General features: G+C 46.0%; 10 protein-coding genes. 4 read left to right on the forward strand and 6 right to left on the reverse strand.

The genetic code is table 11. The features are described 5' to 3' along the window. Nucleotides 1-642 precede the first annotated feature (642 nt). Nucleotides 643-3,156, forward strand: a complete 2,514-nt coding sequence (locus RIG27_RS24030; protein ID WP_446349359.1) for a single-stranded-DNA-specific exonuclease RecJ — start codon at nt 643-645, stop codon at nt 3,154-3,156. Nucleotides 3,157-3,634: 478 nt separating this feature from the next. Here RIG27_RS24030 and RIG27_RS24035 read toward each other — a convergent pair whose 3' ends face one another. The 3 genes from RIG27_RS24035 to RIG27_RS24045 form a co-directional block, all read right to left on the reverse strand. After that, nucleotides 3,635-3,955 (reverse strand): hypothetical protein, encoded by a 321-nt coding sequence (locus tag RIG27_RS24035; RefSeq protein ID WP_446349361.1) that lies wholly within the window; start codon nt 3,953-3,955, stop codon nt 3,635-3,637. A gap of 108 nt (nt 3,956-4,063) precedes the next feature. After that, the gene (locus RIG27_RS24040; RefSeq protein ID WP_446349363.1) at nt 4,064-4,867 is read right to left on the reverse strand and encodes a type 1 glutamine amidotransferase domain-containing protein; all 804 of its coding nucleotides are present in this window, start codon (nt 4,865-4,867) and stop codon (nt 4,064-4,066) included. Between the two features lie 66 nt (nt 4,868-4,933). Next, nucleotides 4,934-6,367: a c-type cytochrome gene (locus RIG27_RS24045; RefSeq protein ID WP_446349365.1), complete on the reverse strand. Its 1,434-nt coding sequence runs from the start codon at nt 6,365-6,367 to the stop codon at nt 4,934-4,936. 100 nt (nt 6,368-6,467) lie between these two features. On the opposite strand from RIG27_RS24045, the gene RIG27_RS24050 reads away from it, so the two are divergent. Continuing rightward, on the forward strand, nt 6,468-6,632 hold the full coding sequence (locus RIG27_RS24050) for a hypothetical protein (protein ID WP_446349367.1): 165 nt from the start codon (nt 6,468-6,470) through the stop codon (nt 6,630-6,632). On the opposite strand, the gene RIG27_RS24055 is transcribed toward RIG27_RS24050, so the two are convergent. Both RIG27_RS24055 and RIG27_RS24060 read right to left on the reverse strand, forming a co-directional pair. Next, entirely contained in the window at nt 6,606-8,096 is a 1,491-nt protein-coding gene (locus RIG27_RS24055; protein WP_446349369.1) for a c-type cytochrome, read from the reverse strand. The genes RIG27_RS24050 and RIG27_RS24055 overlap by 27 nt on opposite strands. Before the next feature lie 21 nt (nt 8,097-8,117). After that, complete coding sequence (locus tag RIG27_RS24060) at nt 8,118-9,578, reverse strand: NADH:flavin oxidoreductase (RefSeq protein WP_446349371.1); 1,461 nt, start codon at nt 9,576-9,578, stop codon at nt 8,118-8,120. Nucleotides 9,579-9,993: 415 nt separating this feature from the next. Between RIG27_RS24060 and RIG27_RS24065 the strand changes: the two genes are divergently transcribed. Then, complete coding sequence (locus RIG27_RS24065) at nt 9,994-12,108, forward strand: hypothetical protein (RefSeq protein WP_446349373.1); 2,115 nt, start codon at nt 9,994-9,996, stop codon at nt 12,106-12,108. A gap of 200 nt (nt 12,109-12,308) precedes the next feature. On the opposite strand, the gene RIG27_RS24070 is transcribed toward RIG27_RS24065, so the two are convergent. Then, nucleotides 12,309-13,028, reverse strand: a complete 720-nt coding sequence (locus tag RIG27_RS24070) for a YdcF family protein (protein WP_446349375.1) — start codon at nt 13,026-13,028, stop codon at nt 12,309-12,311. A 529-nt stretch (nt 13,029-13,557) separates the two neighbouring features. Between RIG27_RS24070 and ctpB the strand changes: the two genes are divergently transcribed. Further along, nucleotides 13,558-14,880 (forward strand): carboxyl-terminal processing protease CtpB, encoded by a 1,323-nt coding sequence (ctpB, locus tag RIG27_RS24075; RefSeq protein WP_446349377.1) that lies wholly within the window; start codon nt 13,558-13,560, stop codon nt 14,878-14,880. The last annotated feature ends 143 nt before the right edge of the window (nt 14,881-15,023 follow it).

The following is a 15,023-nucleotide window of genomic DNA, read 5'->3' on the forward strand; positions in this document are numbered from 1 at the left end:
TTGATGCAAAATTTCAGGAAACTGGATTATCTTGGAACAGGATAAAATTGATTAATTAAACCGCCCATTGAATAAAGGGCGACCCGACCTCATTGAGTGGATGGGTATTTTCCATTAATGCAAGCGGGTCGCCCCTACCGGTTTTATTTTATGCTTAATTGATGCAAAATTTCAGGAAACTGGATTATCTTGGAACAGGATAAAATTGATTAATTAAACCGCCCATTGAATAAAGGGCGACCCGACCTCATTAAGTGGCTGGGTATTTTCCATTAATGCAAGCGGGTCGCCCCTACCGATTTGATTTTATGCTTAATTGATGCAAAATTTCAGAAAATTAGATTATCTTGAAACGGGATAAAATTGATTAATTAAACCGCAAATTTGGTAAATAGCGAACCGACAAAATTGAATATAGCTATCGCAATAGCGGTTAGGAGGCATTATTTGTTCCCTGTTCCCTGTTCCCTGTTCCCTAATCTCCACCGCTAACTTTAATGTCCACCTACTTACTGTACCCAATTTAAAGCCGTAACAGCTTATTTCCCGCATAAAACAGGCTAAGATTTTCATAGGGGCGTTTTTTCAACTCACGCCGTCGAACCGTCAACCGTCTTCCCCAACTCTCCTCTCCTCCGACTTATGCCTCAACCCCAATGGCACGTTCAACCCTCTCCAGATGTTCCACAATGGTTCCTCGATGCAGTTAAATCCTACGCCCCCGCATCAGAAGGATATTACGCCGCCCAATTATTATGGCAACGCGGAATTCGGGAGTTAAATCAATTAGCTGGATTTATTAATCCCGATTTATATCAACCCGCGAGTCCCTTTGAATTTGGTCAGGAAATGAAACGCGCAGTACAACGATTACAGCAAGCGCGGGATAAGGGGGAAAAAGTAGCGATTTGGGGAGACTTTGACGCGGATGGAATTACCGCAACTAGCGTTTTATGGGACGGATTGGGGCAGTTTTTGCCGCAGAATCAACACCTCACCTATTACATTCCCAATCGTCTCACGGAATCTCACGGGTTGAATTGTCCAGGAATTGACCAACTAGCAGAATCGGGAACTCAACTGATTGTCACCTGCGATACAGGCAGCACCAATCTCAGCGAAATTGACTATGCTGATCAGTTAGGCATAGACATCATTATTACCGATCATCATACCTTACCAGAGGAGCGACCGAACGTCCTTTCAATTATCAATCCTCGCTATTTTGCCGAAACCCATCCCCTGTTTCATCTCTCTGGTGTGGCGGTAGCGTATAAGTTAGTTGAGGCACTGTATCAAACATTACCCGATATTCCCCAACAACCTTTAGAGGACTTATTAGATTTAGTGGCAATTGGTTTAATTGCTGATTTAGTCCAACTGAGTGGTGATTGTCGCTATTTAGCCCAACGGGGAATTCAAACGCTACAGCAACAATTGAAAACTCGCACCCGTCCCGGTGTAGCTAAACTTTTAGAACTCTGTCAGCGCAGTGGCGATCGCCCCACGGATATTTCCTTTGGTTTAGGTCCAAGAATTAATGCAGTCAGTCGGATTCAGGGTGATGCGTCTTTTTGTGTGGAATTATTAACCCGTCGCGATGAAACCTATACTCAAACCTTAGCCTTAGAAACCGAATTAGCTAATAGTCGCCGCAAATCCTTACAGAAAGATATTACGGAACAAGTTAAACGGAAACTGGCACAACTTGACCTTTCCACAACCTGTGTTATTGTCCTAGATGATCCCCAATGGTCAGCGGGAGTTTTAGGCTTAGTTGCGGGTCAAATTGCCCAGGAATATGGACGCCCGACGGTTTTATTAAGTACAGGCGAAGAGTGGGGAGACGAAGGTGCAGAGGCGCAAGGTAGAGACGTGCCATGGCACATCTGGGAGCAGAGAAGCGGGGGAGACAAAGGAGATTTTTTTCAATCAACAATCAACAATCAACAATCAACAATCGCCAGAGGTTCTGCCCGTTCCGTGAATAGAATTGATTTGTATGAATTAGTCCAATCCCAAGAACACCTATTACACCGATTCGGCGGACATCCCTTTGCTGCTGGGTTAAGTTTACCTGTGGAGAATATTCCCTTATTTAGCGAAGGGATTAATCAAAAGTTACGCCAACAACTTGCCGCCCAAGACGCCTTATTAGCCCCAGTGGTTACCGCTGATATTGTCGTCACGGTTGCGGCTTTGGGAAAACCGTTATTCCAGGAACTTAAACTCTTAGAACCGTGTGGCATGGGAAATTCGGTTCCCAAATTGCTAATTGAAAACTGTTGGTTTGAATCGGTTTGGAATCGTAATACCCAGGACTTAAAGGGAAAAAAGGTACACTATATTAAAACCCAACTAGAAATCTGGGATGATTCCACAAGTGTGGGATTTCCCGGTATCTGGTGGGGACATTATCGCGATGAAGTTCCCAAAGGTCGATGTAATGCGATTGTAGAACTGGACTATAATAACTTCAAAAAACGTCCCGAAGTGCGCTTAGTGGCCGTTCAATCGGGGGATAGGATTTCCTCGTTTAATCTTCCCAGTCAACTGGATTGGATTTTAGATTGGCGCGATGGAATGCAGGAGGATAGAGATAAGCTTTTGTCCATATCCGATCCGTTGATGCAACCCGCCTTGGTTGGCGAACCAGGGGAAACGCCCACACCTGAACCCATTGATCCGTTAACCGTTCGCGAATGTCCCACCAGTTGGGATGAATTGCAACTCTGGTTTAGACGGGCGATGCAAAGTGAACGGAAATTAGCGATCGCGTATCCGCCACCGCCTCAACACTCCTCCCGCCAGGTTTGGGAGACATTAGTTGGATTGGCTAAATTCCTCAGTCGCACCGGGAAATCCGCTACCCTAGGGCAATTGCAAGACAAGTTAGAATTAAGCGATCGCACCTTACATCGGGGACTCACCGCCCTTTCTGGGTTAGGGTTTCAGGTAACCCACCAAGGCGGGTCCATCCAAATCAGTGGGTCGATTGGGGAGTTGGGTGAAGACGCGATCGATCCAACCACAAAAGAAAGCATTCAACTCTTTTTATCGGCTGTCGAAGAAGAACAATTTTTGCGTCAGTATTTTTATCAGGTTCCCTTGTCCACCATTCATGGAATGTTAGCGCTATCACCAAATAATAAGTAGGTAGGGACAATTAAAGTGAACGGTGGAGATCGTCATTTGTCATTTGTCATTCGTCCTTTGTAAGGATTTGAACTCTATTTATAGCAATAGACACATCGATTAGGACGTTCGGCACCATTGTAGAGACGCGCCATGGCGCGTCTGGAACATAAATGATGTGTCCTAACAGCCATGGCGGTTGCTATATATAACTTAATATAGGTAGATTTATTGCCACCGACCTACTTATCATGTTTGGTTGAATATTGTGTTTATGCAACAGGGAAACAGTAGAGATACGCCCTTGATATCATGTACTGACGATTGCCCATAATTGTCATGCGGTAATCACAAGGGTTTCAGGCGTTGTTATTAGGGGTGTTTGACCGGACACGATATGAACCCGTTTTAACGGGACGCGAGCTTTTAGCCGGAACTTTAGTTCCCGGCTTGGTGCTAGATTAAGTGTTTGTCGTCAATGGTTCAACATTTATGGCTTTCAAATTTGACGAAAACGCAGCATCTGCAAAAGTTCCTCAGTATCCATTTCCAACCCTTCAGCAATATACTCTAATTCCGTATCCGTTGGTCTCGCCCCCTCTTTGATTTCCTGGAGTCGTTCATCTGAGATGGGTGGATTATCTTTATATTCTTCCGTCCATTCCAATCCAGCTACTAAGTCACTCAATAGCGGCTTACCCAAAGCATCAACATGGCGTTTAATCCGCTCATTTGTCGCCTTTTGCAGCGTTCGCAGTTCATCAATCCTTAAATTGTCAAGGCTATCCAGGATTTGTTGCAGAGTTAAGGAGGTCGCCATAAGCAAAACTAATGATAAGGAGCGACATTTGTTACTGGTAAGGATTTAATCCTCACTTTCTAGAAGATAACATAGATGGCTCTCTGGGAGTCATGGTGATAAGTTTGCTCAGGCTTTCTGAGACTTGATAAAAGTGTTAACTTTCTCCACAAATCGCTCAGCAAAAAGTTGAGCCGAGTAGGGATCTTGTCCCGTAATCAGTTCCCGATCTTCGACCACTTTAGCCCGCATTGGGATATTTGTCTGTTCCAGAATTGCCCCCGCTTCTTTTAACACCTGGGTTGGATACTTTTTCAGGTGACCTGGAATGACTTTCATCAGTGGCGTGTCTTCCATGAAAAACTCACTCAGCATGGTGATTGCCGTCATCCGATAACCTTGATAAATCCATTTGCCATCAACATTGGGAGCGGCAGCAAGCACAGCCGGAGCATGACAAATCAGTCCAGTCGGTCGCTGTGAATCATGGAAGAATTGGAGAATACGACCCATCTGTTCATTAGGGGCTTCGTCTTCTAGATGGTTTCGGTGGAGCAGATCAACCATTGGTGCATGACCCCCCGGTATAAATAATCCATCAAACTGGGCAAGCTGTCTAGGATCTTCAGCCAGTTCCTCTAGCAGCAATGGATGGGCTAATCCCTTGTTCAGCAAGCTTTCATAGAATACCTTAGCCTGATTAACCCGCTTCTTCGAGAAACCCCAATATATCAGGTCGTAGCTATGTTTGTCGATGATGGGTTCCTTGCCTCCAGGACTGGCAAATGTTAGCTTAAAGCCTGCTTCATGCATCGCTTCGACGGGTTCCGTAAGTTCTCCCAGAAAGATTCCCGTTTCGTGGGTTCCGCCCTCCCTGAGAGGAATTTCACTCGCCGTGGAAACAACGACTAATATATGGGGAATATGGGACATGCTCTCCTCCGTTGAACCAGGTCTTTCAGTCAAGGATAACAGTTTACAAACCTTAGAGGGAAAGAATTATAAGGTTTTCAGGTATTCAATCAGAGCTTTTTTCTCTCCAGATGACAAATCAGTTCCATAGAGATGTCCTTGATTTCCGTTAGCCGCCACATGGGTATCGTATTTAAACCCAACCTTTTCGGCTTCCGCTCCTTGAGCCACAAAGCCAACATTTTCTGGATTGTAAACATCGTACCCTCGATAGAATATTTGTGTCCGATTTTCCGGCGTTTCTAGTAAATCGGTGAGGTTGGGTACTGAGCCATTATGCAAATAAGGCGCTCTTAACCAAATCCCATCTAGGGATACCGCTACATAACCATCCGTTTTGCGTACATTGTCGAAGTCAAAGTCATACCCTTCGGCAAACTCGTTATAAGCCTCAGCCGCTTGTTGAGTCCACATATCTAAGCGGAAAGGATCCGTTCCCACTTCTTCAACGGGGATGACTGTACCTGTTCTTTCCCCACCAAAAGCATGGCAAGAGGCACAGTTACTGTCAAAAAGTTTGCTCCCTTGGTTGGCTAATTCTGGATCAATGGAGAATGGATATTTGGGGGGATCGAGTTTTGTCATGTACTCTTCAACCCGCCGTAGACTTGGCAGATCTATTGAATCCTTGGTTGCACCATTGCCAATACCTCCCATGTTTACCGCTTCTGTGAGTGAGGTTTCCAATCCATCCAAATGTCGGGCAAACCCTTGATGTTGCTTCTGATTCCACAGGGGCATCATATCTGAGGTGCCAATGGTATCGTCTAGGGGTAGACCCAAAGTTCTAAACTTCACCGGATTAAACGGATCAATTCGACCTGGACCCCAGTTGGGTCGAGAATCCATCCAAGCAAAACTTTCCTGCTGCTTGAGCAGTGCTTCTTTAGTTTGGGGAATGATCAGATAGCGATACAGCAGTTTTTCCACCAAAGAAAATTCATGGTTATATTCGATTTCCGGGAGAATATAGTCAGCGGTAAATCTGGGGTCGCTGGCACTCTCAAGGAGAAATCGGGTGTAGGTTTGACCATCAAACTTAATCGCTGGTCCGGTGGGGACAATGATCGGCTTATCTTTAGGGGTTTTACGATAAGTTGCGGTATGGCAAACAGCACAAGTAACACCTTGACGAGGAAAACCAATGGTTTTCTTAGAAATTCCCACTGGAGTTTCTTTGCCCTCTTCCCAGGTCAATCCTAGAGACGTATACCCTCCAGAACCGGGTAACTTTTCCGGAAAAAGTCGAGGCAGAACCAGCCAAATCCAATAGGGAATCCCTTCAGCCTTTTCGGTACCAACCGAACCATATTTGAAATGCTCTTCGGCTGACTCGTAATAAGTGGGGACTTCGCGAAACAGGTTATACCAAGCGATATACCCAACACTACCAACGAGGAGGACAATGACCAGGATAATTGCTGTTATCGTTTTTCCTAAATTTTTCTTCAGTGTTTCCATAAATTCTCTCTACGGCTTCCTTGATAATTCAACTTATGAATCCAGCATCCAGAACTTTCCTTTATGGCAATACCTTTGCTGTTGACGAGATGGGTGATGATTGAGTTTTAGGCTACATGGCTATGAACAAGAGGATTCCCTGAACAATTTTGTCATTTTTGATTGGTCATTTGTCCTTTATCATTGGTCATTGATGAATTACCGAGTCAAGACAAAAGTGCGGATTTATGTGTGGACGTTAAAGTGTCTTCATATACTCAACTAGTGCATCTTTTTCCTCTGGTGAAAGGTTTAAGCCATAGTCATGACCACTGTTGCTGTTACCAGGAGCGGTAGTGTCAAATTTGAAGTACGTTTTACCATTTTCTGCAGCGACATCAGAGACAAAGCCGACTTTTTCTGGGTCGAAAACATCGTAGCCACGATAGAATGTTTCGGGACGTTTATCTGGAATTTCGAGCAAGTCTCGCAAGGTGGGTACTGAGCCGTTATGCAAATAAGGCGATCGCAACCAGATGCCATCTAGGGGATGATTGGCATAACCGTTGGTCTTACGGAACTTGGTGAACCGTTGATCTTCACCCTGATAGGAAATTCCTGTAAATAGGGTATATTGATTGGATGCCAGTTCGTAGGTGTAGGAATCCAGACGCCCCGGATCAGTCCCAATTTCGGCAATCGGGACAACCTTGCCCACCTGAGATCCACCAAAGGCATGGCAACTGGCACAGGTGTTTTCGTAAATCGGTTTACCCACAGCGGCTAACTCTTGATTAATCGGATAGGGATAGCTGGGGGCTGGTAGTTCCATCAGCCAATCTCTGACTCGGTGAATGGAGTCAAAGTCAATGGTTGTTGGCTGAACCAATGCCAATGCGGCACTCTTATTGCGTTCATCAACGGAGGTATTGTTACCATCCCAGTGAAGTTGCATCCCTTCCCTCGGTCCTTGATTCCAGACACTGGGGAAATCGGCAATACCATTGAGTTCATCTTCCTCTAATTTGTCAGTGGGGAAGTTGAAGCGACGGGATTTATAGGAGCTAAACGTATCTACTCGTCCAGGTCCGTAGGGGGTTTGCCGTTCCATGAACGTAAAGCCATCTCTGAGGTTAACCAAAGCATCCCGTGTTTGCGGAATTGCGATGTAACTATAGATCAACTTCTGTAGTGGGTTGAGATTAGCCCCCATCTCGTCAATGTAGGGCATGATCTCGTTAGCCGTGAAGCGCTTGTCTACCCCAACATCAGCGAGAAACTGAATGTAGCCTTGCAGATTGACGGTATTACTTGGCATTGCTGAGATAATAACCGGTTCGCTATCCGTCCTATCCCGGAGACTGCCCACATGACAGGTGGCACAGTTTTGGGTGACAACATCCAAGCCTAGGGAGTTGGGGCTTTTGGCAAAGCCAATGGGTAACTCATGTCCGGCTTCTTGAATAAAGCCAAAAGACGTTAACCCTTCTCCTGGCAATTTGTCAGAGAAGACAACGGGAAGGGCTTTCCAAATCCAGTAGGGAATTCCATCCGAGTCTTCACCACCAATTGAGCCATATCTAAAGTGGTCATTAATATTGGCATAGTTGACGGCATTCCGATTGGTGAGCAAGGGCAATGCCAAAATCAGGGCGATAATTAAAACCGCACCGACGATAAAAACAGACGCTTTTTGGATAAAAACCCAAATTTTCTGGAGAAGACTTGGTTGTCCTTTGTCATTTGTCATTTGTCCTTTGTCCTTTGTCATTTAAACCAATGCCTCTACATCACCGGGGGCTGGCTTATAGACGGTCATCACTTCGTCAATCATTGCCTGGTAGTCGCCACCGAAACGAGCGGGTTCATAGCACCCTAAGGGATTTTCTAAGGTGTTGAGTAAGCATTTATTGCAGTAGGTGCAGGGGCGATCGGGAAGATCTTTACCGGCGGCAAATTGTTGAGGCAGATCGTTGTTTGCCACAAACATGCGTGCCATACTGACGGCATCACAATAGCCATCATTAATCGCGTTGCGAATATAGGAGGCTTGCTGGAATCCACCCGTACAAATTATGGGAACCTTAACCGCCGCTTTGATAGCTTTAGCATCCTCTATGCTGATGCCTTGATACTTGCGTAATAGTTCCTCAACCTCTTGGGGGGCGAAGAACTTACGGAACTCAGGGTTTAGGGATTCGGCGGTGATATCTAAGCCTTTAAATGGTTTCTTCTCCCGATTTCTCATATTGGGGATACGATACCACAACCACATAAATAGGGGTTGGAGAAATGGATATCGGAACAAGAGATAGTTGCGGAAGGTGGCATTCCCGCTGGATAACATGGTGTCGTAGGAATTTTTGGCGCAATCGGTAGCATAATCTCCAAACAGCGGAAATGTTCCCGGTGGGTTTAAGGGATGGGGAAACAAGCTGCCACTGGAGACATGAATGGAATCAATTCCAGCTTCTTCTATCCATTTACAGATTTGTACGGATTCTTGTAGGGTATTTCCTGGCTTTTCCCAAGGAATCACCGCGTCATTGTACTCCACAGCACTAATCTTGCACTGGAAGTGAAAATCGTCTCCCACTTTCTGGCGCACGGCTTCGATAATCTCTAAGAGAAAGCGGGCGCGATTTTTCAAGGAACCGCCATATTCGTCCGTGCGATCGTTGATACCGGAACTGAGGAATTGAGTAATCAGATAGCCATTTGCTCCATGCAACTCCACCCCATCAAGTCCGGCTTCTTTTGCCCGTCTCGCCCCTTCAGCAAAGGCATTCACCGTGTCCTTGATTTCGTCTTTCGTCATTGACCGACATTTTAAGCCATGAAAGGATTCGGTTTTGCTGGTGGAACTGAGGCGGATGTGATCGTTCTCAACCCCTTCAATATCCTGTTGTCGTCCACTGTGACTTAGCTGCATGATGAATTTGCAGTCATGGCGATGAACAGCTTCACCGACTTTGCTCCAAAAGTGGATGCGATCGTCCGAGTGAATTGTGGCGTAGTTAGGAACGATACGCCCTTTGAGCGTAACAGGGACAAAGGACGAAATGATTGCGCCAGCACCCCCACGAGCAAATTTCTCTTCCCAATTAATCCGAGCTTGATTGCCGGAACCATCGTAGTTATCAAATCTCCCGCTGATGTTAGAGCGGAAAATGCGATTTTTGACAGTCAGGTTGCGGAACGTGAGCGGTTCAAAAATGACATCCTTGTCCATGGGAGTTTCGGCTTGTACTCAATAGGCTGAATTTTAATCGGATTGTTGTGCTTTGGGCAAATTCGACCGAATATTTTAATATTGCGTAATATTTAGTGAGTCAGTGAGTCATCAATATAAATGAGTTGTAAAACTCTGTGTCACTCAAGGATTTTCTTTGTAAAAGGTTTTATCCGCCCAGAGTTTTATCAGTCGTGAAATTTTTCACCACCTATGTTTAGAGTTATTTAGAGTTTTGCCCGTTCAACATTAAGATTTATTTATTTGTGACTTCAATCACACTCATCGCCAAAACGTTAAAAAATGTTACAATTTCTTGGTTTCTTTCCCATTACAGAAGACGTTGGAAAATAAGTAATACTTTGAGCAGACATATACAGCTAAGGCTTCTATCTTTAAGGAGAGTTTAATTTTGATGAAGAAGTCATATCTAGGCTTCGTGTGCTGTTTGATCCTAATGGTGACACTTCTGGGCTGTTCCGCTGATAACTTTCAAACCACATCAGCAGAACATCTCAGAGATCTCCTAGCTCAGACCTCTACATACGCCACTGATACCTCTACTTCACCCACTGATTACACTGGTGACATCTCAACTCAGCCAACTGGGTACGACAAGGATAGCGATTCAGAATCCTATGATGGTTATCTCGGTTATGTGCCGGAGGATTCCTACGGCGATTTGACAGAAGCACAAAAGCGTGGTCTTCAGACCTGGTACTATTGGACTGGCTTTAATGAGGAATTCTTCCGTGGAATTGCCAAACAGAGTCATGGAGAAATCGACTTTTTGAGTCTGGTTGATGCTCGTCCGGATAGTGAACTCGTACCAGGAGATCAACCTCACCTACCGCGCAATCAGCGGTTTAAGACCATCGGCGTGGTCAATGATCCGAGCTGTAAAACTGCAACTGAGCCGGATGAGTATGGGTTATGGTTAGACCAATGTGACAAAGACCCCCATTCTGCGGGAGTCATGGGGGTACGAAAATTCCCCAATCCCAACTTTGACTCAGAGAAATGGGATCTAGTCAGCTACTATCAACCCGGAGAAAAACGGGCTCAAATTGAACCGCCCTACCGCATCGGCATATCCTGTGGCGTTTGCCATATTGCCTTTAACCCCCTCAAGCCTCCTGCTGATCCCGAAAACCCCAAATGGGAAAACCTCGCGTCAGCCTTGGGGAATCAGTACATCAAGGAAGGCGGATTATTTGGCGGTAGTGTCCCAGACGCGGATTTTCGCAAACAGGTGTTAGAGAGTCAGCCCCGAGGCACTTCGGATACCTCTCGTATCGCCACCGATCACATTAATAATCCCAATGCGATTAACGCGATTTTTAACCTAGCGGATCGACCCCGGTATGATGAGGTGATGAATGATGGTTCTATTGAGCCAGTTCCTCACATCCTTAAAGATGGTGCAGACTCCGTTGGTGTAGCCTTAGCATCCCTGCGGGTCTATGTCAACATTGGTATGTGTTCTGATCAGTGGCTACGGCGTCATGATGCTGTCTCTGGGTTAACACCTCAGTCTCCCTTCGATATTGAAGAAGCGCGGCGGGATTGCAAGGGTTGGCAAGAAACTGAAAAACGCATGGCAGATGCGGAGAAATTCCTGGCGACGATTGGACCAATGCATCTAGAAGATGCACCTGGGGGTAAGGCTTACTTAACCAAAGATGAGTCGGTTCTCAAACGCGGGAAAATTATCTTTGCTGAGACTTGTGCCACTTGTCATTCCAGCAAGCAACCCCCTGCGGAAATTGTTGGAGATCCAGAACAGGCGCAGCAATGGTATCGGGAGTCGGTACTGAGTTCCGATTTCCGGGATCATAACTTCTTGTCCAATGACAAGCGTTACCCCGTAACCTTGATCGGCACAAATGCTGCCCGTGCGTTAGCCACCAATGCGCTCAAGGGTCATGTTTGGGAGCAATTCTCGTCGAAGACCTACAAAGAACTGCCCTCACCGGGTACTCTTGAACTGGAGAATCCCTATAATCCAGATAAGCCGATTGAGTTGGAGATTCCAGCCGGTGGCACAGGTTATTATCGCGTCCCCTCACTGATCAGCATTTGGTCAAGTGCGCCCTTCTTGCACAACAATATGTTGGGTAAATACACCGGAGATCCATCGGTGAAAGGACGGATGGAAGCCTTTAATGACGCGATTGAAAAGCAACTGTGGCCCGAAAAGCGCGAAGGTATCATCAAGCGAACCGATCGCGAAACCTATTTGCAACAGGGTAAACTGGTGGCTACGGTTCCTAAAGGTGCGACAATCAACTTGCTGGCAAATTTAGATCCCCGCAATACACCAAGCATCCTACAGCGGAAGTTAAATTCTGACATTGGCTCAAAGGTGTTGGAAAAGCTGGTGGACTTTGTACCAGATGATGTGATTGCCCCAGTTTTGCTCAAGGCAAACCAGGTGCCTGATTTCATTGAGGATCATGGACATTACTTTGGCACAGAGTTGCCCGATGAGGACAAGCTGGCGCTGATTGAGTTCTTGAAGACGCTTTAATCGTTACTTGTCCTTCGTCTTAATATCATGTCCTGATGATTGCTAATAATGGCAATGCTGATTAACGGTGTTTGACATGATCTGAGATAGAAAGAACCCCGACTTCTCCAAGAAGTCGGGGTTGTTGTTTGGATACTCTGAGTTAATAGAAATGGCGCTGACTTGAGTCTGGTGGGCAATGCCCACCCTACGGTAAGCCGTTAATACAGAACGTTTTCGTCTAATTTCAACCACCATTGATACTCACAATCGAAGCCTAACTTACGCCAAGCGTCTAAATCAATATCCGTTAGGGGCGTAACCTGGGAACAGTGCGGTTGAATTCCCTGACTCAACAGCGCCCAAGCTAGGCTGCGCGTCACATCTAATCCCGTCTTCCACCAGGATTCTTGATTCCCCGGAATTCCCCGTTCCTGTACCGTATCCACATCCACCCAAATCCCATTCGCACCCAAAAGAATTTGCGCCATCCACCCTGCTCGTGGTAAATGGGTGGGAGAGGTAATTAACTGAACATGACGCACCCCCCACTGCCGTAAAATCGGAATCCCGAAGTAGAAATTACCAAACGTGGAATCCGCACATTTTTCTAACCAAACCTGACCCATGGGTGCGTTATACTTTTGAAAGATTAGCCAAATACAGGGTTCATCAGAGCCTTGAGAAATCAAAACCGGAGTTTGGGGATGTTGCTTCACTAACTGAGCCACATAAACCTCCCGGCGAATACTTCCCCCCAAAACAAAAAACGTATCTACAGGTGCAGCGGCTCCTGCCGACAATCTGAAGATACTAGAAAGTAACCCTATACTAAGAATAACGACTAGGCTTAATAGCCCTAAGCCTAACCAGCGTAGTCGTTGCTTAGACAGTAGCCAACGTGCAATCCCTAGCCAATGGCGTGTTATCGATCGTCTCACTGAGGCTTTCCACTTGATTCACTCTGACTGTCCGAGGCAAAGCCATTGTCTTCATCACTAGGACAATAGGTCAACTGGCACAAAATTTCTGGAAATTAGCCAGATAAGTTGAGTATAGTAGCAATAGACGGATTTGATGCCGCCAAAACCATGCTATACCTACTCAGGGTGAGTAACTTGAACTAAGTCCTTGGACACCTCTACCTGTTATTACCCAAAACTGGGGAGAGACTTGTCTTGATGAAGGTTACCACCGGGAGTATGTATACTTTATTGGTATACCTATCTAGCCAAAAACCACAGTTAGGTAGGTCAAAGAATGGTTCAGCCAGTTAGGTGGTGTTAGCCTGTGGACTGGTCGAGTGCCGTCACCACCAGGATGAAACAGGAAGTAAGTTCCAAAGATGTCCGCCTGTAGGTAACTTTGGGTAAGTCTTATGTAACGGAATGCTAATTATTGCAGCTAACGACTGGGTACGCTTTGACTGTCCGCTTTAAACCAACCCATAGTCTGTTCGACGTATTTCCCATGAATCAATATTCTAAAACCTTCCCTTGGCTGAAAAGCATCCTCGTAACGGGTGCGATCGCAACAACAGCCACATTATCATGGTTAGCCCCAATTGGCAGCAATCGCTCCGTCTTTGCGGCGCTTGAGGATAGTCCCAAGACGGTTGTTGATGAAGTTTGGCAAATTGTTAATCAGGAATACGTTGATCCCTCGTTCAATCAAGTGGATTGGCAAGCGACCCGTCAACAGCTACTCAACCGCAATTATACCTCTCCAGAACAAGCCTACAAAGCCATTCGCGACGCCCTAGAACCCATCGGTGATCCCTATACTCGCTTTTTAGAACCCCAACAATTCAAAGCGTTAACGGATCAAACAGCAGGTGAACTGTCTGGGGTAGGGATTCGTATGGGCGTTGATGATAAAACCCAGAAGCTGCTTATTATTGAACCGATTGAAAATTCACCGGCATTCAAAGCCGAACTTAAATCTGGAGACAAAATTATCGCCATTGATGGCAAATCCACTCAAGGGATGAGTGCGGAAGAAGCCTCGGCGTTAATTCGCGGCGAAGTTGGCTCATCCGTCACTCTGAAAATATCTCGTCAAGGGCAAAATCACTTTGATGTCACCCTAACCCGCGCTCAGATTGAGCTACCGTCTGTACACTATACCCTCAAGCAGGAAGGTCAAATGCGGGTGGGTTATATCAGCATTGATGAATTTAGTTCCCACGCACCTGAACAAATGCAACGGGCAATTCGCAATCTGGATAACCAAGATGTGAATGGTTATGTTTTAGATTTGCGTGGTAATCCTGGTGGATTATTGTACGCCAGTATTGAAATTGCCCGGATGTGGCTCGATGAGGGTGAGATTGTCCACACCATTGATCGCAAAGGGGGAGAACAAAAGTTTTCTGCCAACCAAACCGCACTAACTCAGCTTCCCCTGGTTGTTTTAGTTGATGGCAATTCAGCTAGCGCCAGTGAAATTCTAGCGGGTGCGCTGAAGGATAATAAACGGGCGAGGGTTGTCGGTTCGACGACGTTTGGTAAAGCTGTCGTACAGTCTGTTCATTCCTTATCGGATGGTTCAGGTTTAGCGGTGACGATTTCCCGCTACTATCCTCCCAGTGGTATTGATATTAATCACAAGGGAATTAATCCTGATGTGCAAATTGATTTAACTCGCGCCCAACAGCGGCGTTTGGTTACACAACCGATGTTACGTGCCACAATCGAAGATCCCCAATACAAGCAAGCGCTTACGGTTCTCGAAAATACGATGCTGGCAGAACGGGGTTTGAATCAACCACCGGAACCGATTAGTGTTCGTTAAAAGTATCTCTCCTGTTGATGACACAGGGCGGGTTTTGTTGAGAGGTTATCGGTAGATAACAAAATTAAACGGCTCGCGCCCGCCCCTACAATTGACAGACGTTCCGCTTTCCTTGAAGTTGAGCCAACGTCAATTATAATCAG

Source organism: Coleofasciculus sp. F4-SAH-05 (assembly GCF_040222985.1).
GTDB lineage: Bacteria > Cyanobacteriota > Cyanobacteriia > Cyanobacteriales > Coleofasciculaceae > Coleofasciculus > Coleofasciculus chthonoplastes.

What these genes read in the sequence shown, in the direction of transcription:
- RIG27_RS24030 (WP_446349359.1), top strand. Translation starts at nt 643, where the DNA reads ATGCCTCAACCCCAATGGCACGTTCAACCCTCTCCAGATGTTCCACAA.
- RIG27_RS24035 (WP_446349361.1), bottom strand. Translation starts at nt 3,955, where the DNA reads ATGGCGACCTCCTTAACTCTGCAACAAATCCTGGATAGCCTTGACAAT.
- RIG27_RS24040 (WP_446349363.1), bottom strand. Translation starts at nt 4,867, where the DNA reads ATGTCCCATATTCCCCATATATTAGTCGTTGTTTCCACGGCGAGTGAA.
- RIG27_RS24045 (WP_446349365.1), bottom strand. Translation starts at nt 6,367, where the DNA reads ATGGAAACACTGAAGAAAAATTTAGGAAAAACGATAACAGCAATTATC.
- RIG27_RS24055 (WP_446349369.1), bottom strand. Translation starts at nt 8,096, where the DNA reads ATGACAAATGACAAAGGACAACCAAGTCTTCTCCAGAAAATTTGGGTT.
- RIG27_RS24060 (WP_446349371.1), bottom strand. Translation starts at nt 9,578, where the DNA reads ATGGACAAGGATGTCATTTTTGAACCGCTCACGTTCCGCAACCTGACT.
- RIG27_RS24065 (WP_446349373.1), top strand. Translation starts at nt 9,994, where the DNA reads ATGAAGAAGTCATATCTAGGCTTCGTGTGCTGTTTGATCCTAATGGTG.
- ctpB (WP_446349377.1), top strand. Translation starts at nt 13,558, where the DNA reads ATGAATCAATATTCTAAAACCTTCCCTTGGCTGAAAAGCATCCTCGTA.